The sequence below is a fragment of the Gracilibacillus sp. YIM 98692 genome (genome assembly GCF_010993965.1).
GTDB lineage: Bacteria > Bacillota > Bacilli > Bacillales > Amphibacillaceae > Gracilibacillus.
Window position 1 is genome coordinate 143,368 of record NZ_WIXM01000007.1, and the last position, 21,955, is coordinate 165,322.

16 protein-coding genes and 2 tRNA genes are annotated in these 21,955 nt (G+C 35.5%); 7 read left to right on the forward strand and 11 right to left on the reverse strand.

Going from position 1 to position 21,955, the window contains the following annotated elements:
* Positions 1 to 77: 77 nt before the first annotated feature.
* Positions 78 to 557 (forward strand): LiaI-LiaF-like domain-containing protein, encoded by a 480-nt coding sequence (locus GHD00_RS09490; protein WP_163537923.1) that lies wholly within the window; start codon positions 78 to 80, stop codon positions 555 to 557.
* A 37-nt stretch (positions 558 to 594) separates the two neighbouring features.
* Here the strand turns inward: GHD00_RS09490 and yihA are convergent, their stop codons facing one another.
* From yihA to pulA, 6 genes are all read right to left on the reverse strand, one after another.
* Positions 595 to 1,179 carry a ribosome biogenesis GTP-binding protein YihA/YsxC gene (yihA, locus tag GHD00_RS09495; protein ID WP_163537924.1) on the reverse strand — a complete coding sequence of 195 codons (585 nt, stop codon included), beginning with the start codon at positions 1,177 to 1,179 and terminating at the stop codon, positions 595 to 597.
* Entirely contained in the window at positions 1,166 to 3,499 is a 2,334-nt protein-coding gene (gene lon, locus GHD00_RS09500; protein ID WP_163537925.1) for an endopeptidase La, read from the reverse strand. Before lon ends, yihA begins: the two co-directional genes overlap by 14 nt.
* A 201-nt stretch (positions 3,500 to 3,700) precedes the next feature.
* Positions 3,701 to 4,978: an ATP-dependent protease ATP-binding subunit ClpX gene (gene clpX, locus GHD00_RS09505; protein ID WP_163537926.1), complete on the reverse strand. Its 1,278-nt coding sequence runs from the start codon at positions 4,976 to 4,978 to the stop codon at positions 3,701 to 3,703.
* A 401-nt stretch (positions 4,979 to 5,379) separates the two neighbouring features.
* Positions 5,380 to 6,666: a trigger factor gene (gene tig, locus GHD00_RS09510; protein ID WP_163537927.1), complete on the reverse strand. Its 1,287-nt coding sequence runs from the start codon at positions 6,664 to 6,666 to the stop codon at positions 5,380 to 5,382.
* A 213-nt stretch (positions 6,667 to 6,879) separates the two neighbouring features.
* Entirely contained in the window at positions 6,880 to 7,863 is a 984-nt protein-coding gene (locus GHD00_RS09515) for a hypothetical protein (protein WP_163537928.1), read from the reverse strand.
* A gap of 98 nt (positions 7,864 to 7,961) precedes the next feature.
* The gene (gene pulA / locus GHD00_RS09520; protein ID WP_163537929.1) at positions 7,962 to 10,064 is read right to left on the reverse strand and encodes a type I pullulanase; all 2,103 of its coding nucleotides are present in this window, start codon (positions 10,062 to 10,064) and stop codon (positions 7,962 to 7,964) included.
* Positions 10,065 to 10,479: 415 nt separating this feature from the next.
* Between pulA and glgB the strand changes: the two genes are divergently transcribed.
* The 6 genes from glgB (at position 10,480) to GHD00_RS09550 (ending at position 19,297) form a co-directional block, all read left to right on the forward strand.
* Positions 10,480 to 12,369, forward strand: a complete 1,890-nt coding sequence (gene glgB, locus GHD00_RS09525; protein WP_163537930.1) for a 1,4-alpha-glucan branching protein GlgB — start codon at positions 10,480 to 10,482, stop codon at positions 12,367 to 12,369.
* Positions 12,370 to 12,395: 26 nt separating this feature from the next.
* Positions 12,396 to 13,580 carry a glucose-1-phosphate adenylyltransferase gene (locus GHD00_RS09530; RefSeq protein WP_163537931.1) on the forward strand — a complete coding sequence of 395 codons (1,185 nt, stop codon included), beginning with the start codon at positions 12,396 to 12,398 and terminating at the stop codon, positions 13,578 to 13,580.
* 55 nt (positions 13,581 to 13,635) lie between these two features.
* Complete coding sequence (glgD, locus tag GHD00_RS09535; RefSeq protein ID WP_163537932.1) at positions 13,636 to 14,739, forward strand: glucose-1-phosphate adenylyltransferase subunit GlgD; 1,104 nt, start codon at positions 13,636 to 13,638, stop codon at positions 14,737 to 14,739.
* A 15-nt stretch (positions 14,740 to 14,754) separates the two neighbouring features.
* Positions 14,755 to 16,191 carry a glycogen synthase GlgA gene (glgA, locus tag GHD00_RS09540; protein WP_163537933.1) on the forward strand — a complete coding sequence of 479 codons (1,437 nt, stop codon included), beginning with the start codon at positions 14,755 to 14,757 and terminating at the stop codon, positions 16,189 to 16,191.
* Positions 16,192 to 16,254: 63 nt separating this feature from the next.
* On the forward strand, positions 16,255 to 18,669 hold the full coding sequence (locus GHD00_RS09545) for a glycogen/starch/alpha-glucan phosphorylase (RefSeq protein ID WP_163537934.1): 2,415 nt from the start codon (positions 16,255 to 16,257) through the stop codon (positions 18,667 to 18,669).
* 328 nt (positions 18,670 to 18,997) lie between these two features.
* Positions 18,998 to 19,297 (forward strand): hypothetical protein, encoded by a 300-nt coding sequence (locus tag GHD00_RS09550; RefSeq protein ID WP_163537935.1) that lies wholly within the window; start codon positions 18,998 to 19,000, stop codon positions 19,295 to 19,297.
* Positions 19,298 to 19,483: 186 nt separating this feature from the next.
* On the opposite strand, the gene GHD00_RS09555 is transcribed toward GHD00_RS09550, so the two are convergent.
* The 5 genes from GHD00_RS09555 to rph all read right to left on the reverse strand — a co-directional run bounded on the left by GHD00_RS09555 (position 19,484) and on the right by rph (position 21,881).
* A tRNA-Arg gene (locus GHD00_RS09555) sits at positions 19,484 to 19,557 on the reverse strand.
* Position 19,558: 1 nt separating this feature from the next.
* Positions 19,559 to 19,632 (reverse strand) — tRNA-Gly (locus tag GHD00_RS09560).
* Positions 19,633 to 19,973: 341 nt separating this feature from the next.
* Positions 19,974 to 20,498, reverse strand: coding sequence for a metallophosphoesterase family protein (locus GHD00_RS09565; RefSeq protein ID WP_163537936.1), 525 nt, complete (start codon positions 20,496 to 20,498; stop codon positions 19,974 to 19,976).
* A 27-nt stretch (positions 20,499 to 20,525) separates the two neighbouring features.
* Positions 20,526 to 21,119: an XTP/dITP diphosphatase gene (locus tag GHD00_RS09570; protein WP_163537937.1), complete on the reverse strand. Its 594-nt coding sequence runs from the start codon at positions 21,117 to 21,119 to the stop codon at positions 20,526 to 20,528.
* A 21-nt stretch (positions 21,120 to 21,140) separates the two neighbouring features.
* A complete protein-coding gene (rph, locus tag GHD00_RS09575) occupies positions 21,141 to 21,881 on the reverse strand; it encodes a ribonuclease PH (protein WP_163537938.1) in 741 nt (246 codons plus the stop codon).
* Positions 21,882 to 21,955 lie beyond the last annotated feature (74 nt).

A 21,955-nucleotide genomic window follows, 5' to 3' on the forward strand; every position in this document is an offset into this window, starting at 1 on the left:
ACTTTATCATACTCCTTACATTTTAGCAAGAAACCAATATAAATTAATAATCATTATAATCTAGAGGAGTGACATGATTGAAAGGAAATAAATTGTTTGCCTATATTTTAATTGGAATTGGAGTATATTTTCTTTTACAAGAATTACGCCTCCCCATTATTACTGACTTTTATTCATGGCCTACTTTACTTATCTTATTAGGATTGGCTTTCTTATTTTATGCCTATTCATCCAAGGAATACAAACAAATATTTCCTGGCTTTATTCTGTTAGGTTTAGGTATTCATTTTCATGGATTGAATCACTATTCCTTTTGGATAGACCACTGGGCTATGTACCCACTCATCGTTGGAATAGCATTCCTTCTCCGAAATACTAAAATCAAAGGAGGATTGCTTCCAGGGCTTATATTAGTTGGAATTTCATTATTTGCCATTTTTGCAAACCAAAAGCCTGGATGGTTTCAATGGGGAAATAGAATCATTTATTGGATAGAACAATTTTGGCCTGCTCTGTTAATTGGATTAGGTATCTACTTATTGGTAAAACGAAAATAACCGCTTCTTTCTCTATATAGAAAGGAGCGGTTTAGGTTTACGATATCTTGGACCTAATATGATGCCAAGCATCCTCTTTTCCTACTCCTGTTTCAGCAGAAAATGGAATGACTGTATCTTCAGGCTCTAGTTCTAAAGTATCAACGACTCGTTTTATATAAGTTCCCTTTTTATTCTTTGGAATCTTATCTAACTTTGTAGCGATAACGATGACAGGCAGTTCATAATACTTTAAGAAATCATACATCATGACATCATCTTCAGTTGGTTTATGACGAAGATCAACAACTAAAACAGTTGCTCTCAACGTATCCCTTAAGGAAAAATATTCTTCCATCATTTGTCCCCATTTTTCCCTTTCCTTTTTAGAAACCTTGGCATAGCCATATCCTGGAACATCGACGAAATAAAACTGCTGGTTGATTTTATAAAAATTTAATGTTTGTGTTTTCCCTGGTTTAGAAGAAGTCCTAGCTAAATTTTTTCGATTGATTAACTTATTAATAAAAGATGATTTACCAACATTGGATCTTCCCGCTAAAGCAATTTCAGGTAACCGATCATTGGGATATTGCTTTTCAGATACGGCACTTATAATAATTTCTGCATCAGTTACTTTCATAATTGCCCTCCATTAACGCATAATCCAACACTTTATCTAAATGATTTACCGGAATAAACGTTAGTTGCTCCCGAACACTTTCTGGAATATCTTCTAAATCTTTTTCATTATCTTCAGGTATAATGACAGTTGTGATACCAGCACGGTGGGCGCTTAAGGATTTTTCTTTTAACCCGCCAATTGGTAAGACACGACCTCTCAACGTAATTTCTCCCGTCATACCCACTTCACGTTTAACAGGTCTATTCGTCAATGCGGACACGAGTGCTGTTGCCATCGTTATCCCAGCTGAAGGTCCATCTTTAGGTGTAGCTCCTTCTGGGACATGAATATGAATATCATATTTATCAGTAAAATCCGGTTCAATTTTTAATTGATCTGCTCGTGATCTAATATAACTAAACGCAGCTTGTGCAGATTCCTTCATCACATCACCAAGTTTACCAGTAAGGGTAAGCTTTCCTTTTCCTTTTGATAAACTAACTTCTATCGATAATATATCTCCACCAGCGGATGTATAAGCTAGTCCTGTTGCTGCTCCAATCTGATTTTCATCTTCCATTAAGCCATATCGAAATTGTGGTTTACCTAATAAAACCTCCAATTGTTTCTCGGTTACCACTACTCGTTGCTTTTCTTTTGATACCACAATTTTCGCAGCCTTTCGACAAACGGCCGCCAGTTGTCTTTCTAAACCACGCACTCCTGCTTCTCTAGTATACACCCGAATTAATTTCAATAATGCCTCTTCTCGTAATTGCAGTTGACCTTTTGTTAATCCATTTTCTTTTAATTGTTTTGGTAACAAATGGTCTTTCGCAATATGCATTTTTTCCAATTCAGTATATCCAGGTATGGATATAACTTCCATTCTATCAAGTAATGGTCGTGGTATGGTTGCTAAATTATTGGCTGTTGCGATAAACATAACATTAGATAAATCATACGTTAACTCAAGGTAATGGTCACTAAAATTATGGTTTTGCTCCGGGTCCAATACTTCTAACATAGCAGAAGAAGGATCTCCTCTAAAATCACTAGCCATTTTATCAATTTCATCTAATAAAAAGACTGGATTCGTCGTTTCTGCTTTTTTCATTCCTTGAATAATTCTTCCTGGTAATGCACCGACATAAGTTCTTCTGTGTCCTCGTATCTCTGCTTCGTCCCGAACCCCGCCTAATGAAATGCGAACAAAATTTCGATCTACAGCACGAGCCACTGATCTTGCTAAAGAAGTTTTCCCTACTCCAGGCGGTCCCACTAGACATAAAATTGGACCTCTTAAGGAATTTGTTAGCTGTTGTACCGCTAAATACTCCAATACTCTTTCCTTCACTTTTTCTAATCCGTAATGGTCATCATCTAAAATGTTCTCTGCATGATGGATATCAAGATTATCTTCTGTTTCTTCCTCCCAAGGAAGCTGCAGAATCCAATCTATGTAATTCCGAATCACAGAGCTTTCCGCAGAGCTCTGCGGGACACGTTCGTAGCGGTCTAATTCTTTTTGCACTGCTTTTTCTACACGCTCTGGAAGCTTTTTGCCCTCCAGCTTTTTCTTCAGTTCTGCCACTTCTCCCGTTTTTCCGTCCTTGTCACCTAATTCTTTTTGGATGGCTTTCATTTGTTCTCTTAAATAATACTCTTTCTGAGTGTCCTCCATTGATTTTTTGACACGCTGGCCAATTTTCTTCTCTAATTGCAATACTTCCTGTTCATTTGAAATGATATCAAGCAATTTTTGCAACCTATCTGCTACTTCAATGGTTTCTAAAATTTCCTGCTTGTCTGACATTTTTAATGTAATATGAGATGCGACAATATCAGAAAAATGACTCGGTTCTTCTATATCTGTTACCGTAGCTAATGTTTCTTTGCTTATTTTTTTAGAAATTTTGGTATAATTTTCAAATTGTTCTAATAGTGCCCTCATTAAGGCATCTTCTTCCGCTTTACTTTTGTGAATTTCATCTAATTTCTCTATTTCAACATAAAATTGTTTTTCTTCATTAATGTATTCTTGAATCATAGCTCGATGTAAACCTTCTACTAGGACACGCATCGTTCCGTTTGGAAGTTTTAACATTTGATTTACTTTTGCAACAGTGCCAATCGTATGGATCTCATCTGTTTTTGGATCATCTATGGCGCTTTCCTTCTGTGCTGCTAAAAATATTTTTTGATCGTTCATCATTGCTTTTTCTAATGATTGAATGGATTTCTCTCTCCCAACATCAAGATGGATAACCATTTTAGGATAAACAATTAAACCTCTTAATGGGAGTAATGGAATATGTATAAAATTCGTGTCAGTCATTTGGCACCTCCGTCAAACATCTAATTCTATGTATGCTAGCGTCATTACTTGTTATGAATGAATATGTCATTAGTTTAAAGAAAATCTGTATTTTTGTAAATGTTTATATATTATAACAGCTACTGTTAGTTTTACCTAACTATCAGGAAGTAAACATACAAAATCCCTTGTTCCAAAAACAAGGGATTTTGATCATCATCTTTAAGCACTTTCTTTAGGCGATTGCTTATCTTGATCAATGACTGAACCATCTTCATGGATTAGCTTCGGACGACCATCTTCTTTGTCTACTGCATCAGGAGTAATCACACATTTTTGAATATCATCACGTGATGGCAATTCAAACATCACATCTAACATAATACCTTCCAATATAGAGCGCAACCCACGTGCACCTGTTTTACGTTCAATTGCTTTTCTTGAAACTGCACGTAAAGCTTCTTCCTCAAATTCCAGCTCAACATCATCAATCTCAAACAATTTATGATATTGTTTGACCATTGCATTTTTAGGTTTTGTTAGAATTTCAACTAATGCGTCTTCATCTAAAGGTTCTAAGCTTCCGATAACTGGTAAACGACCAATGAATTCAGGAATTAATCCATAACGTAATAAGTCTTCTGGTAAAACTTTAGATAATAATGTCGCTTTGTCATGTTCTTGATTTTCAACATCAGCGCCAAAGCCTATCACTTTTTTCCCAAGACGGCGTTTCACAATCTGTTCAATGCCGTCAAATGCACCACCACAGATAAATAGTATATTCGTTGTATCAATTTGAATAAATTCTTGATGTGGGTGCTTACGACCACCTTGAGGTGGAACACTTGCAACAGTACCCTCTAAGATTTTCAGCAGTGCCTGTTGTACCCCTTCACCTGAAACATCACGAGTAATGGAAGGATTTTCAGATTTTCTTGCTACCTTATCGATTTCATCAATATAAATAATACCTTTTTCCGCTTTTTCTACGTCATAATCCGCTGCTTGAATCAACTTTAACAGAATGTTTTCCACATCTTCGCCTACATATCCTGCTTCTGTTAACGAGGTTGCATCTGCAATGGCAAATGGAACATTCAAGATTCGTGCCAATGTTTGAGCTAGTAGAGTTTTACCACTACCTGTTGGACCAATCATGGCAATATTACTTTTAGCTAACTCTACATCGTCTTTTTTCGATGGCGCATTAATTCGCTTATAATGATTGTATACAGCAACAGATAAGTTTTTCTTCGCTTTTTCCTGCCCGATCACATAATCATTCAATATTTCGCAAATCTCTTGCGGTTTTGGAATATCTTTATATTCCACTTCTTCCTCAGTACCAAGCTCTTCCTCTACAATTTCTGTGCATAGCTCAATACATTCATCACATATATAAACACCTGGTCCTGCAACTAATTTCCGAACCTGGTCTTGACTTTTTCCACAAAATGAACATTTCAGTTGTCCTTTTTCTTCATTAAATTTATACATGGAATTCACCCCTTATTCAAAAAATACCAATAACAACGTCATATGTCTCCATGACTAACTGTTTCTTTAGCCCATCATATCAAATTGTTAAAAATTAAAAAAGTAATACACTTGTTAGAGATGTTATTTTACTATATCATGTAGTGTTCCACTAAAAGCATATCATATCTACAGAACTTCTAATCTTTTCAACAAACGCCTTTAATCATTTGCAGTCATTATTTTTATAAGCTTATCAATAATTAATGACGATTACAAATAGTTCGCATTATTTTATGTATATGTAACAGATCATCAATGTATCATTATACTGGCCTTTTTTCTGAATAAGTTGATGTATGTGATGTAAAATAGTACAGAAAACAAGGTACGATGTAGCGCACCTTGTTTTCATAAGTACATTATTTCGTTTTGCTGTTATCTACAAGGACATCAATTGCTTTTTTGAATTTAAGATCATCTTGTAAAGCAGCAGTGTTTCCACCAATTGCTTGCTTAATTTGATCGACTTCCATATTATACATAGATGCCATAGATTTTAATTCTTTTTCCACATCTTCATCTGTTACTTCAACATTTTCTTCATTTGCAATAGCTTCTAATGTCAAGTTTGTTTTTACACGTTTACCAGCATCTTCTTTCATTTGCTCTTTTAACGCATCTTCATCTTGACCAGAGAATTGGAAGTACATGTCTAGTGTCATGCCTTGCATTTGAAGTCTTTGCTCAAATTCTTGAAGCATGCGATCCAATTCTGATTGCACCATCGCTTCAGGAATATCAACATCTGCATTTTCAGAAGCTTGCTGAACTAGTTCTTCACGCTTGTTATTCTCTGCCTCTGTTTGCTTTTGTTCTTCTAGACGCTTTTTCGTTTTATCTTTTAACTCGTCTAGCGTTTCTACTTCTTCGTCTACATCTTTAGCAAATTCATCATCTAATTCTGGCATTTCTTTAGCTTTAGCTTCATGAATTTTCACTTTAAATGTAGCGTCTTTACCAGCTAAATTCTCTGCGTGGTATTCTTCAGGGAAAGTAACCTCCACTTCTGTTTCTTCTCCTGCTTTTTTACCAACAAGTTGTTCTTCAAAGCCAGGAATGAAAGAACCAGAACCGATCTCTAATGAATGGTTTTCTGCTTTTCCGCCTTCAAAGGCTTCTCCATCAACAAAACCTTCAAAATCGATAACAGCTGTATCACCGTTTTCAATTTCTCCTTCTTCTTTCACAACAAGTTCTGCTTGTTGCTCTTGTTGTTTTTTAATCTCTTCTTCTACATCTTCATCAGTTACTTCTGTGCTTGCTTCTTCTACTTCAAGACCTTTGTATTCACCAAGTGTAACTTCAGGCTTTACTGTTACTTTTGCAGTAAAGATAAGGTTCTTCCCTTTTTCGATTTGCTCAATATCTACTTCAGGTTGATCAACTGGCTCAATACCAGCTTCTTCAACTGCATTTGTATATTCACCTGGAAGAAGAATGTCTACTGCATCTTGGTATAATGCTTCTACACCAAAACGTTTTTCGAATAAACCTCGTGGCATTTTCCCTTTACGGAAACCTGGCACTTGTACATCCTTCACTACTTTTTTAAAGGCTTGGTCCAATGCATTATTGAATTTATCAGCGTCCACTTCAACAGTTAAGACACCGACATTGCCTTCTTGTTTTTCCCATTTTGCAGTCATTCTAAATTCCCTCCAACATAAAAAATCTGTATATTTGACGTTCATTCAATTTACCATACTATAATAGACCGAACGCAAATTGCAACCATCTCATTATAACATAATTGTGCTGGCTTTCAATAATAATAACATAGGAAGCTAGTTTTTTTGAAATGGTGCTTCTAACAACCATTCAACTTAAATAATAGATAACTTTATTGATTTTACTTATCATTAAATATCTAGAAGTGTACCATATAATTTTTCTGCAGTATCTATCATTTTTACATGATGCTCGAACATATGAGTATCTACCCTATCATGTGAACGATCCATCCCCAAACTTTGATTGACATAATATAACAAGGCTGAAGCTAACACTTCATAATTCTCTTCCTCAGGTAAAAAAGGGGCATAAACATAAGCAAAACGTTGGAGGATAAACTGAATCATTTGAAAGCTTGTGGGATCATTTTGTTGAACATCTTCTAAATACTTAAATACACCTGAAAAAAAAGTGCTAGAAAATACTGTTTCCTTATTATGTATGACAAATTCATATGTAAGATTAAATTTTTCCACGATCACTTTCTCGCTTCGATCAGATTCTATAAAATATTCTAAAATAGCTGTTTTAACAACTGGATGAATACCCGAATCTTTTAACATATCCTTCAATAAAGGTATATCTTTTTTCACATTCAATTCTAGTAAACGTTTTATCATATACCATTGTTGACGATCATTTCTGTTCAGAACCGCTTCCTTCAGCTTATCCATTACTTCTATGTAGGACTTTTGATCTTCTTGTTGTTGTAACTCCTGACTTAATTGATACATATGTTGCAGTTGTTCGTGCATTGGTGATACCAACTGCTGCTTTTCTTCCGTGTCCTCCACTAACTGCATTAACTCTTTATATTTACTTGATTGAAACAGTAATGTGGCATATATATGTAAATAAGATGACAGGTATTCATCTTCTTTTGCAATTAACTGTTCGCATAGAATTTCAGCTTCTTCATAATAGTTTAATTCCATCATGCAAATAAGCTTACCTGTCATCACTTCGTGTGAGATAACGCCATTATCCGTTAATTGATTAAAATAAGTGTAAGCTTCTTGAAAACGGTTATCTTGCATAGATTGTTTTGCTTTCTTTTCTAAATCTTGTTTCCATTTTGGAAATATGATTACCTTATCCTGCTCTTCTTCCATCCTATCACCTGCCTTTCCTACCTATAATTATATCTATTGTAAATATTATTCAAAGAACACTCAAGTAAAAATGAAATAAACATTTCCAACTCTTACCCTTACAGACGATTTTTTTTCCAAACTGCTAATTCAAACCGGTCTATAGTTGTTTTTAAGTTTGTCGAACATTCCTCAGACACGCTTGAGTGCATTTGATTACTGAGCAATTGTTCCCAACAGCCCTGTGATGGCATGGTAATTTTCTTACTTGATCTAGTTGGGTTAGCCAAAACCACAATATCTTCTTTTTTTCCTAATAAAACACAACCGAATAATGGATTAGGAGTAGAGATCATGTGTACCCTTTCTTGAATATCTTTACGGGATTCAAGCCTAAATACAGAATAAGACTTTCTTAATTGGATGAGTTGTTGTATCCATGTAATATTCTCATCTTCTAATTCTCTTTGATCCCAATCTAATTGATTGATGGCATCTCCAGAAAGGTAACTATTTTCATCACCATGTTTTGTTCGAAAAAATTCTTGCCCAGCATGCAGAAAAGGAATGCCTTGGCTCAAAATCGTTAATCCTGTTGCTAATTGATGCATCTTCTTTTTTACATCTATACTATCTTCTCCATTTGTCACTTGAAGGCGATCAAACAAAGTGTGGTTATCATGACACTCGACATAATTAATAGATTGCATTGGTGAAGGAAATATATTAGGAGAAAACCTATTATCGCATGCTCCTGAAAATAATGCGGATAATTTCTCTATATACCTTCCATGCCCATTAACATATCCTTGATCATATTGATCAAACAACATCCCTTTCAGGGAATCTCTGAATTTATCATTAAAAAAACTAATACTTGGAAGTTGCCTCGCTTCTTCCGTAACCGCTCTTTTTTCTTGTGCTAGAGGTGTATCCAAATTCCATCCCTCACCTAATAAAAGAATAGGTCTCGGTTCGGATTCACAGCGTTTAACAATTTGTTTCATCGTTTCAATATCCATTAGTCCCATTAAATCAAAGCGGAATCCATCGACTTGGTATTCGCTTAACCAGTAATCTATAGCATCATTTATAAATTTTCGCACCATATTTCTTTCCGTTGCAAGATCATTTCCAGTCCCGCTTCCATTACTAGGTTGACCATCATCCTGGTATCGGAAGTAATATCCAGGAACTAATTTTTCAAAAGCAGACTGCTTCATTGAAAAAACATGGTTAAACACTACATCTAAGATGACCGATATACCTTGTTGATGAAATGCTTTTATCATTTCTTTACACTCGCGAATTCGCAGTGATGGTTGGTCTGCATCTGTTGCATAGCTTCCTTCAGGTACAAAGAAGAACAATGGGTCATAACCCCAATTATAATCTTGATCAGGTTTTTTTTCATTAACGCGTGCAAAATCTTGAATAGGCAATAACTGTACATGAGTACAACCTAGTTCTTTTATATAAGATAAACCGGTAGAATAGCCTGATTCATTTGTTGTATTTACTTCCGTTAATCCTATAAACTGTCCACGATGCTTAACACCACTGTTTCGAGCCTTCGTTGCATCTCTTACATGCAGCTCATAAATAATAGCATCTTGTTTTTTTATTTTTGGATAATCTACCTCTCTAAAAGAATTTGGATTAGTTTTTGAAAGATCTACCACTACACTCTTCTCACTATTAGCAGTCATGGCTTTGGCATACGGATCGTTTGTCACTTGCACCTTTCCGTTTACCGTTACAACAAATTGATATGTCATATGCAGACAATCGCCATATGCATTAACTGTCCAAACCCCATTGTTTTGTCTTTTCATCTGCTTTAGTTGATCACCTATTCGTAGTTTCATATCTGTAGCAGTAGGTGCCCAAACCGAGAACACTGTTTTTCCTTTTGTATAAAAGCTTCCTAATTCACTATCACTTGCATCAAATTGATTATCAAACCAATTAGTATGGACGATCTTTCTAGGATAAACTAAAAAGTATTCATCTCCCCAGCACAGTACGATTTTTTTCCCTAGCGGGACACCTTGCTCTAACGAAATATGCACTAACCCTTCACAGTCTATTTCGATAGATTCGACAGAAATCACTTTTTTATCAACCTTTACATAAGGTGATGTTTTTTGACATAAATCCACCTTATGGGACGAAATCGTAATGACATTATGTTTATCAAGCCATGCGTGTAATTTTTCCATTTACAAATCCTCATTTCACAGAAGCTTTATTATTTTCCCTTCTCTATTCATATCCATTACTTTCACTTTGAAAACCAAAAACAAACTATATTTTTCAAAACAAATGTAAAAAAATATTTACGTTGTAATTTTTTTCAAAATTTTCTGAATTTATATTGACAATACTAAATAAATAATTCTAGAATATAATTATATAGGTATCACTTTTTAATGTGGAAATATGCATTTACATAAAATCTTTTTTTACACTCATCATGATACAAAATGTATAATTATCTATTTTACCTTCACGAATTTCCTCACACATCTTGAATTACATGTCATTATATGATTACCAAATTTTGCACTACCATTATTTACTCAAAAATGAATATCTTATCAAAACTATCATTACTTTAATTTGAAAGGAGTAATCATGACATCACTCATCACTGATTATGATCACTATCTTTTTCATCAAGGGACACATTACTTTAGTTACCAATTTTTAGGATGCCACCCTTACCGATCACATCATATAACAGGTTGGCAATTTGTTGTATGGGCACCGAATGCCACAGCTGTATCTTTAGCAGGTGATTTTAACGATTGGACTGGATATGATTATCCCTTAACTCGGATAAGCACATCTGGTTTATGGGCAGGTACCTTTACAGAGATAGACGAGGAAACACCGTATAAGTTTCTAATTACACCTAGTAATGGAACACCTATTCTAAAATCGGATCCCTATGCATTTGCAACGGAACTTCGACCAAATACGGCATCCCTAACTCCTTCCAATGATATATATATGTGGAAAGACCAGGATTGGGAATCAAAGAAAAAAAAAGTTAATCCTCATGAATCTCCTATTTTGATTTATGAGCTACACGCTGGGACTTGGAAGCAGAAGAAAGATGGTAGTTACTACTCTTATAGAGAGTTAGCGGATTTGCTTATTCCATATGTAAAAGAATTGGGGTATACCCATATTGAGCTTTTGCCACTGGCAGAACATCCTCTTGATCGATCTTGGGGATATCAAATCACGGGATACTATGCACCTACTAGTAGATACGGCACTCCGAATGATTTTAAATATTTTGTCGATCAATGTCATCAACATCAGATTGGCGTTATTATGGATTGGGTTCCGGGGCATTTTTGCAAAGATGCTCATGGTTTACGCCTGTTTGATGGGGAACCCTTATTTGAATACGAAGACCTAGAGAAAGCAGAAAAGCCTTCTTGGGGAACATTAACATTCGATTTTGGACGACCAGAAGTACAAAGCTTTCTTATTTCCAATGCTATCTTTTGGTTGAGTGAGTACCATATCGATGGACTCAGAGTAGATGCTGTTGCTAGTATGACAAACTTAAATTTTGATAGAGAAGCTGAGAAACAACCGTTGAAAAATGGATTAGGCGGTTATGAAAACCTAGAAGCTGTTGCCTTTCTTAAAAAGTTAAATGAGGTGGTATTTCAATACTTTCCTTCCGCCCTCATGATGGCAGAGGATAGTTCTGATTCTCCGTTAATCAGCAAACCAACTTGGTTAGGCGGTCTCGGCTTTAATTTTAAATGGGACATGGGATGGATGAATGATGTACTAGAATATATGTCTTATGACCCTGTCTATCGAAAATGGCATCATAATCTCCTAACCTTTTCCATGATGTATGCATATACTGAAAACTTTGTTCTACCACTTTCTCATGATGAAGTGGTTCATGGTAAAAAATCTTTATTAGATAAAATGCCAGGTGATCAGTGGCAGCAATTTGCGAATTTACGATTATTGTACGGCTACATGATTACTCATCCGGGAAAAAAACTATTATTTATGGGAGGAGAATTTGGCCAATATATAGAATGGAGAGATCAATACGAGCTTGATTGGCTATTATTTGACTACCCATTACATGCATCTATGCACACTTATGTAAGTGACCTGCAAAAGTTCTACCTAGAGCAACCTTCCTTATATAAATTAGATCACGATCCAAGTGGATTTGAATGGATTGACCCAGACAATCATGAACAAAGCATTCTTATTTTTCAACGAAAAAGCGGTAAATCAAATGAAGAAATATTCATTGTTTGTAATTTCACACCTGTTGTTTACAACGATTTTAAAATGGGAGTTCCTCATCCTGGAACATACCAAGAAATATTTAATTCAGATGCTGCTAATTATGGTGGTTCTGACCAGCGTAATCAAGGACAGTTAACAACAATCTCAGAAACATGGCATGGTCAGAAGCAACATATAAAAATAAAAGTACCACCCTTAGCTATATGCATTTTTCAAAGGGTATAGGTAAATTCATTTAAGGAGGAACTGCTATGAAAAAAGAATGTGTCACAATGCTCCTTGCTGGAGGGGTAGGAAAACGATTAGGACAATTAACTAAAAATCTTGCAAAACCCGCTGTCCCTTTTGGAGGGAGATACCGCATTATTGATTTTACTCTTAGTAATTGCATAAATTCTAGAATGCACACTGTTGGAGTGCTTACACAGTATTCTCCTTTTGAGCTTCATAAACATATAGGCATAGGTAAACCTTGGGATTTAGACCGAATGGAAGATGGATTGACTGTTTTATCTCCTTATATGAATAGTGAAGGTGGTAATTGGTATTTAGGAACAGCTGATGCCATCACCAAAAATATAAATTTTATAGAACGCTACGATCCTAAATATGTTATGGTTCTCTCCGGCGACCATATTTATCATATGAATTACGAAAAAATTTTACAACAGCATAAAGAAACAAACGCTGATGCAACCATTTCTGCCATTCAAGTACCGTGGAAAGAAACTTCTCGATTCGGGATACTGAACACTACCGAAAGCATGCGCATTTACGAATTTGAGGAAAAACCTAAACATGCTAAAAACAATTTGGCGTCCATGGGCATTTATATCTTTAATTGGTCTATATTAAAACGTTACTTAGAAAAAGACGCCATGCTCTTAGATTCTGATCATGATTTCGGAAAAGATGTTCTTCCAGCAATGCTTGCAGATGGTATGAATCTTTATGCTTATAAGTTTGAAGGTTATTGGAAAGATGTTGGAACAATAGGAAGTTACTGGGAAGCGCATATGGATTTACTTGAAGAAAACATTCCCCTCTCCATGAGCGATAATGAATGGTTGACTTACTCTCACGATTCAAACTTCGGACCACAACTTATCACAGAAAACGGAAAAGCTACTGACTCCTTGATAAATAATGGCTGTATTGTATCTGGAAAAATAGATCATTCTGTTTTATTTGAAAATGTGCATATTGATAAAGCATCATCAATTAAGCAATCTATCTTGTTCCCTGGTGTTAGAGTTGGCTCTAATGTAGTACTGGATCGAGTTATTGTAAAAGAAAACGTCACCATTCCTGATCATACAGTGCTTGTAGCTAGTCCTAACGAAGAACCAATTGTTGTGTCTGAGGAATATGTGAAAGAAAAACTACAACCGATGGAAGAATCACCACTGTTAAAACGCATGACATCTAACTTTTAATCATACACTTCCTATTATCGCATAATAGAAATGAAAAAGGAGAGACAAATCTTATATGGAATCATTAATGGGATTAATTAATTTAGAGCATGAGCATGATTTTTTAAACGAACTGACACAAACACGTTGTCCAGCAGCAGTTCCTTTTGCTGGTCGTTACCGAATGATAGATTTCACCCTATCTAACATGACAAAATCCAACATCAATGAAATAGCGGTTTTTACAAAACATAAATATCGTTCCTTAATGCACCATCTCGGTTCAGGAGTAGATTGGGAATTAAATAAAAGACATGGCGGTCTCTATATTTTGCCCCCTCAAGAAAACAATCAGTCTGATATGTCAAAAGGAGACCTAAAACACTTCTGCAACAACTGGGATTACTTCGAAAGAAATAAGTCAGATCATGTGTTAATTAGTGGTACTTCATTTATATCGAATATGAATTACCAAGAGCTTTTCCAACATCACCTTGACACCAATGCCGATGTCACACTGCTAACCACCACATATAATTTATCAACAGAACATGAGCATTGTTTAAAAGTTGACACAGCAACAAACGGAACTGTAACTGCGATAACAAGTGATAAAAACAATCCTCATGTTTTCTCGGGAATTTATATCATCAAAAAATCATTGTTAGCTGAATTAGTAGAAAAATGTATTGCTACTTATAAAGAGCATTTTTTCATAGATGGCATTATAGCGAACCTACACAGATTAAACATTCAATCTTATCAATATAATGGCTATAGCTTTATGATTCATTCTGTGGACAGTTATTATAAAAATAGTTTAGCACTACTAGAAATGAATAACTACAAACAACTTTTCCCGGTTGGAGAAAAAATTTACACCAAAATCAGCAATCATGCTCCAGCAAAATATAACACAACTTCCAATGTTTCCAAGTCATTTATCGCAACAGGAGGTGTTATTGACGGAGCAGTGAAAAACAGCTTATTATTCCGAGGTGTGAAAGTACAAAAAGGGGCTGTAGTAAAAAATGCCATTATTTTAGATGATTGTACCATCGAAGAAAATGCTCATGTAGAGAATATCATCATTGATAAAGAGGTAACGGTTTCCAAAAATCAATTCTTAAAAGGTTCAGAAAAGCAGCCATTTATTGTTGCTAAGCAAAAAACAGTATAAGGAGTGACCAAACAAATGAAAAAAAATATTTTATTTGTTGCCTCTGAATGTTCACCATTCATCAAAACAGGTGGATTAGCAGATGTTGTCGGTTCATTGCCCCAAGCACTGAAGAAAAACGGAAAGGGAGATATCAGAGTATGTCTCCCTCTCTATCAAGACATTCCGAAAACGTGGAGAAATCAAATGGAAGTAGTGACGACACTTGATGTTGAAGTTGGATGGCGTACTCATCAAGCAACATTCTACCAATTATCCTATAAAGGATTGACTTATTACTTTGTTGCTAATGATTATTATTTCTCAAGAAATGGCATTTATGGCTATGAAGATGATGGGGAACGTTTCCTCTTCTTTAGCCAAGCAGTTATAGAAGCATTATTTTTGATTGATTTTAAGCCAGACATTTTGCATGCACATGATTGGCAAGCAGGTTTAGCAGTTGCTCTTGCAAAGATCTATCAACCTGTTCAAGATATGAAGACTATTTTCACCATCCACAACCTAAAATATCAAGGAATTATGCAAAAAGATGCATTTGAAGATTTATTTAATATTCCACCGGATCATATAGCTGGTTTAGAATGGCATGGACTTCTAAATTCTCTAAAGGCAGCTCTTTTCCATGCAGATAAAATTACAACGGTAAGTCCCACTTATGCCGATGAAATCAAAACACCATATTACGGAGAAGGTTTACATCCTTTTCTATCCGAAAGATCCGATGATCTCGTTGGTATATTAAATGGTTTAGATATGGAAGCCTACAACCCAAAAACAGATCCTAATCTTTTCACCAATTATTCTTATTCGAGAAAAAAGAAACAGGAAAATAAGTTACAGTTACAAGAGCAATTCGGGCTAACCATTGACCAAGACATACCATTATATGTCATCGTTACTAGACTTGTGGAGCAAAAAGGACTTCACCTTATTCAAGCAATTCTAGATGAATTTCTGCAGGAAAATGTACAGTTCATTTTGTTAGGTACAGGTGATTATGAATTTGAACATTTCTTTTACCATGCAGCAGAGCGCCATAGTGAAAAGATGGCAGCCTACTTGAGTTTCGATGAAGCACTCGCTAGACAACTGTATGCTGCAAGTGATTTCTTTTTGATGCCATCATTATTTGAACCATGTGGATTAGCACAACTTATTGCTCTTCAATACAAATCTGTTCCGGTTGTACGAGAAACAGGAGGTTTAAAAGATACCGTTACACCATTTGATGAATATAACGATACAGGGAATGGCTTTAGTTTTACAAATTATAATGCACATGATTTGTTAAACGTACTGCGGTATTCGCTATCCATCTATAACGACAAAAACAAATGGACGACTTTATTCAAGAACATAAAAAAATCAAATTTCAGCTGGAAAGATTCAGCCAAAGCATATGATAGTCTTTACTCCTCCCTTCTAACATCGGAAATGCAACATGCTTAATATAAGCATGTTTAAAAGATGAAAGCTATGGTGAAAATCTTACTGGAGAGGAGTAAATGAAACATGACTAATTGGACCGTAGAGGAGTTTATGGAAGATATTCGTAAAGAAACGGAAACCCAATTCCAAAAAGAGGTATCAGAAGCCAGTCATCAAGAAATTTATTTTGCAATTAGTGCCATAGTGAATCATCAGATTGATAAAGATTGGGAAAAAACTAATAAATTGTACAAAAACAAAAAACCAAAGCAAGTATATTATTTATCAATGGAATTTTTAATCGGCGGCTTATTAAAAAGCAACTTACTTCACCATCAGATGCTGGATGTTTGTAATACAGCACTGGAGAAGTTAGGGCTTGAACCAGAAGAGATTTATAAACAAGAACATGATCCAGGACTAGGAAATGGCGGATTAGGGAGATTAGCTGCATGCTTCCTAGACTCCATGGCATCTATGCGTTATCCTGGTCATGGTTTTGGTATTCGTTACCGTTATGGATTATTTGAGCAACGAATTATTAATGGCTATCAAACAGAATTACCTGATTACTGGCTTGATAATGAGTATCCATGGGAAAGAAGGAAACCAGAAGAAGCTATTGAGATCATATTTGGCGGCACTGTGCATATGCATAAAAAATATGATGGCTCCTTAGAATTCAATTATGAGAATACAGATAAAGTACTTGCCGTTCCCTATGATATTCCTATAGTTGGATATCAAAATCAAATAGTAAATACACTAAGATTATGGAGTGCGGAACACACTTCTGCAGAAAGTCCACTTGAATTTAAAGATTATTATCATGAGATAGACCATCAACATACAATTGAACAAATATCCGGCTTCTTATATCCTGATGACTCTAGTCACGAGGGAAAACATTTACGTATTAAACAGCAATATTTTCTTGTTGCTGCAAGTCTTAAACAAATTATTCGAGAGTTTAAAAACAATGGCAACAATGATTTACAAAAACTGCATGAAAAAGTAGTCATCCAAATTAACGATACGCATCCCAGCCTTGCCATTCCAGAATTGATGCGGATTTTAATGGACGAAGAAGGATTTAGTTGGGATAATGCTTGGATGGTAACAACCAAAACCTTTGCTTATACTAATCATACCATCATGAGCGAAGCACTAGAAAAATGGCCAACTGACATGATCCAACATCTGCTGCCAAGACTATACATGATCATCAATGAAATCAATGAGCGTTTTTGCCAAGGAATATGGTTTGATCATCCAGAATTGCGTTTAGAGATCCCTAAAATGGCTATTATTGCCGATAATCAAGTACACATGGCTCGGCTAGCCATTGTTGGTAGTTTTAGTGTTAATGGTGTTGCAAAACTACATACCGAAATTTTAAAGCAGCAAGAAATGAAAGAGTTTCACCAACTATACCCTGGTCGTTTTCAAAATAAGACCAACGGTATAACGCATCGGCGTTGGCTATTAATGGTAAACCCACGATTATCTGACGTGATTTCTGAAACGATCAATGATAGATGGATTTATCGCCCTCGGGAGCTGACCCATTTATTAAGGCACATTCATGATAAACCATTACTCACATCAATAGGCAAAATAAAACAGCAAAACAAACAGGAATTAGCTAACGTCATTTATCGAATGACAGGTATCAAAGTAGATGAGCAATCTATTTTTGATGTACAGATCAAACGGCTGCATGAATATAAACGTCAATTATTGAACGTTTTTCATATCATGTACTTATATAATGAGCTAAAAGATAATCCAACATTGGATATTACTCCAAGGACATTTATTTTTGGTGCTAAAGCTGCACCTAGCTACTACTTTGCAAAGGAAGTTATAAAATTAATTAATACAATGGCAGAGATTATTAATCATGACCCGACCATCCATGATAAATTAAAAGTTGTCTTTTTAGAAAACTATAATGTCAGCTTAGCTGAGAAAATCATTCCAGCAACAGACCTTAGTGAACAGATCTCCACTGCTAGTAAAGAAGCATCTGGGACAGGGAATATGAAAATGATGATGAATGGTGCTTTAACTATTGGAACATTAGATGGGGCCAATATTGAAATTAAAAACCTTGTAAATGAATCCAATATTTTCTTATTTGGCCTACGAGCTGAAGAAGTCTATCATTATTATCACAGCGGCGAATATCAAGCATATGAAGAGTATCAAACAGATGAAAGAATTACTCAAATTATGAATCAATTAAGAGATGGTCTATACGGGTATTATGAATTTAAAGATATATATTATCACTTATTGTCAACAAATGATTCTTACTTTGTCATGAAGGATTTTGCTGACTATGTAGAGACCCAGCAATGTGTTGATCAAGTATATCGTAACAAAGATGAATGGCTGTCTAAAAGCCTAATTAATATTGCACATTCTGGAAAATTTTCGAGTGATCGGACTATAAAAGAATATGCCTCATCTATTTGGAAAATTGACAATATATAGAAAAAACAGGAAATATCAACATTAAAGTTAGTTTATAAAAATATTTATGAATTTAAAAGAACAGCTACCCAATCAAAGTAGCTGTTTTATTTTAATTTATACCAATTCAATAATATGGAGCCCCTTAATTATAGCACTTTCTAAAATACTTCCTTTTTCCTGCCTGTGAATATCCCGCTCCCTCTGTTTCTTTTTCAACTTGTAATTTCTGTATGTTGGAATATCTTCAGGTATAACGAATTTGGAATGATGCGGATGTGATACGAAAGGGTATTGGTCATCGAGTAGCTGGGCAGGCTAAAAATAAATTATTTAAGTAGGTGATATAATGAAAATGAATGGCGACTTCGGTCACGATCTTGATAAGTTAGAAGGCGAAACACAAACATACCATGATCCTTTTGCTCAAAATGTTGTGCAGTATACTGAAGAGCTTTATCAAAATATATCAGAAATATTTAATATCAAAACCCCAGAGGAAGCTCAAGCACGAATAAATCACGTTAAAGATGATGAGCGAGAAGTCATTTATGTGGATGGAAAGAAAGTTGCAGTTATTACTGATGAATTTTTTGAACAAAACGGTGATTATAAGCACATCACGATGGTAAACAGTATTTTTGATTAAAACAAGTAGGAAGGAGTGATTAACTCCTCTCCTCCCCCTTCCTTAAGATACCAGGAACAAAAGAGAAAACAGCTCAGATTTATGATATTAGTGATTTTCTCCCAAAAAAATAAGCTAAAATGTTTATATTCCAACATTTCAGCTTATTAAGATAGGTGATGAAATCAACCTATATTATCTAAGAAACGTCCCAGGCAGGATTCGAACCTGCGACCCACAGCTTAGAAGGCTGTTGCTCTATCCTGCTGAGCTACTGGGACATGGAGCGGGTGAAGGGAATCGAACCCTCGACATCAGCTTGGAAGGCTGAGGTTTTACCACTAAACTACACCCGCATATGATTATGTATAAATATATTATTTAGTTTGACGCATCATTTCATTATTATGGCCGTGGTTCCTGTCCCTGTATCTGCTAGCTTAATCTTAGAAGCTGTATTCTTCGGGACAACACGTAGCTGATTCGACGTTGCTTTGCTCGTCACTAAACTACACCCGCATATGATTATGTATAAATATATTGATTGATTAACAAAAATCAATTGGAAGAAATTGATATGTTCTGTAGCGGACAACTACTATTATATTAACTTGATCAATTTTTGTCAACCGTGTACCTCAAATTTACTTAAAGAAAATCAGGGTAAAAATAGAACAGGAAGGAATTCCTTCCTGTTCTATAATGCTAAAGATGTAAGATAAGAAAGCTTATCAATAGCTTGTCCATCCTTCGTAAAGTAACGCAAGGAAACTTCCTTCAAATCATCTGTAGCTGTCAATATGGCGTAAGAACCCGGATAACTTGAACGTGGCAACCGAATACTGCCAGGGTTAATAAATAACTGATCCCCTTGCTTTTCAACTCCAGCAACATGAGAATGACCAAAACAGATAACATTCGCTCCAAGCTCCTCTGCGCGATAAGATAAAGGCATTAAGGTGGATTTTACTTGGAATAGATGGCCATGTGTCACAAAAAAGTGTAAGTTTCCTACTTCCACATCAATTTCTTCAGGAAAACGACTATCCAGGTCCATATTCCCTTGTACGGTGTGGAAGCCTTCTAGTATGTCTGAGTCATATGCTAATTCTGAGTCACCACAATGAATCATCGCATCTACTTCTTCTTGATGCCTTTGTTTTATATCTTCCACTTCCTGTTCCCAACCATGACTATCACTTAAGATAAGTACTTTAGGCATTCCTTCATCCCCTTGATTTTTATATTTCTAATATTGCTTTACCCAATTCTCTATTTGATCTAACGCTTTTTTTCGATGACTAATTTGATTTTTTTGAATTGGAGATAGTTCCGCCATTGTTTTGTCATAGCCTTCTGGATAAAAAATCGGATCATAACCGAATCCGTATGAGCCTTTTGCTTCAAAACCTATATAGCCTTCGCACTCTCCACGCTTATAGATTGTTTCTTTATTCGGTTGAGCAATAGCTAAAACACAAACAAACCTTGCCGTTCGTTCCTTTTCTGGTACCTCTTTTAGTTCATGTAGAACTTTCACTAAATTGGCTTGATCATCCTTTTGTTCTCCAGCATACCTGGCAGAATATACTCCTGGCGCGCCGTCCAATGCATCTACTTCAATTCCAGAATCGTCAGCTATTACAGGTATTTGAAATTTATCACAAATGGTTTCTGCTTTTATGGCTGCATTTTCTTCGAAAGTTGTTCCAGTTTCTTCAATTTCCCCAATCGGCTGATCTAAATCAAGTAAAGACTTAACTTCTACTTGATAAGGCTCAAATAGTTTTTTAAAATCTTTCATCTTCCCTTGATTTTTCGTTGCAATAATTAAAGATTTCATAATATCCTCCAGCTTCACTTACTACAAATTTATCTTCTCATGATACGATTTAATGGCTTCTTTTTGAATAGCAAAGATCTCATTCATGCCACTTTCAGCAAGCTCAAGCATTTTCGATAATTGTTTGTGAGAAAAAGTTGCTTCTTCTCCTGTTCCTTGAAGTTCCACAAATTCCCCTTTACCAGTCATCACAACATTCATATCCACTTTCGCAACTGAGTCTTCTGAATATTCAAGGTCTAAAACCTCTGTACCATCTGGTAATACCCCTACTGAAATGGCTGCAAGGTAGTCTGTTATCGGAATACTATGTAATACTTCACGATCCACAAGCTTTCCTAATGCTAATACCATAGCAACAAAAGCACCCGTAATTGATGCTGTTCTCGTACCACCATCAGCTTGAATCACGTCACAATCCACCCAAATCGTTCTCTCTCCAATGGCATCTAAGTCAACCACTGCACGTAGAGATCTACCAATTAAACGTTGAATCTCCATCGTTCTTCCAGATACTTTTCCTTTAGAGGATTCTCTGATATTTCGGGTTTCTGTCGCACGTGGTAACATCGCATATTCTGCTGTAATCCACCCTTTACCTGAACCTCTCATAAACGGAGGGACACGGTCTTCTATGCTTGCATTACATATAACTTTGGTGTCACCTACTGTTATTAATACCGAGCCTTCCGGATGTTTGGTAAAATTAGTATCCATTTGAATTGGTCTTAATTGATTATTTTCTCTCCCTGTTTCTCGCATCAATCTTCCTCCTCACATTCTTATATATCGTAACATATTTTCTCAATATAATTGAACTTTCATACATTATCATT

Coding starts and splice junctions, on each gene's coding strand:
- lon (WP_163537925.1), bottom strand. CDS start 3,499: ATGACTGACACGAATTTTATACATATTCCATTACTCCCATTAAGAGGT.
- GHD00_RS09550 (WP_163537935.1), top strand. CDS start 18,998: ATGAAAATGAATGGCGACTTCGGTCACGATCTTGATAAGTTAGAAGGC.
- glgB (WP_163537930.1), top strand. CDS start 10,480: ATGACATCACTCATCACTGATTATGATCACTATCTTTTTCATCAAGGG.
- clpX (WP_163537926.1), bottom strand. CDS start 4,978: ATGTATAAATTTAATGAAGAAAAAGGACAACTGAAATGTTCATTTTGT.
- GHD00_RS09530 (WP_163537931.1), top strand. CDS start 12,396: ATGAAAAAAGAATGTGTCACAATGCTCCTTGCTGGAGGGGTAGGAAAA.
- GHD00_RS09570 (WP_163537937.1), bottom strand. CDS start 21,119: ATGAAATCTTTAATTATTGCAACGAAAAATCAAGGGAAGATGAAAGAT.
- GHD00_RS09565 (WP_163537936.1), bottom strand. CDS start 20,498: ATGCCTAAAGTACTTATCTTAAGTGATAGTCATGGTTGGGAACAGGAA.
- glgD (WP_163537932.1), top strand. CDS start 13,636: ATGGAATCATTAATGGGATTAATTAATTTAGAGCATGAGCATGATTTT.
- pulA (WP_163537929.1), bottom strand. CDS start 10,064: ATGGAAAAATTACACGCATGGCTTGATAAACATAATGTCATTACGATT.
- GHD00_RS09545 (WP_163537934.1), top strand. CDS start 16,255: ATGACTAATTGGACCGTAGAGGAGTTTATGGAAGATATTCGTAAAGAA.
- glgA (WP_163537933.1), top strand. CDS start 14,755: ATGAAAAAAAATATTTTATTTGTTGCCTCTGAATGTTCACCATTCATC.
- GHD00_RS09515 (WP_163537928.1), bottom strand. CDS start 7,863: ATGGAAGAAGAGCAGGATAAGGTAATCATATTTCCAAAATGGAAACAA.
- tig (WP_163537927.1), bottom strand. CDS start 6,666: ATGACTGCAAAATGGGAAAAACAAGAAGGCAATGTCGGTGTCTTAACT.
- yihA (WP_163537924.1), bottom strand. CDS start 1,179: ATGAAAGTAACTGATGCAGAAATTATTATAAGTGCCGTATCTGAAAAG.
- rph (WP_163537938.1), bottom strand. CDS start 21,881: ATGCGAGAAACAGGGAGAGAAAATAATCAATTAAGACCAATTCAAATG.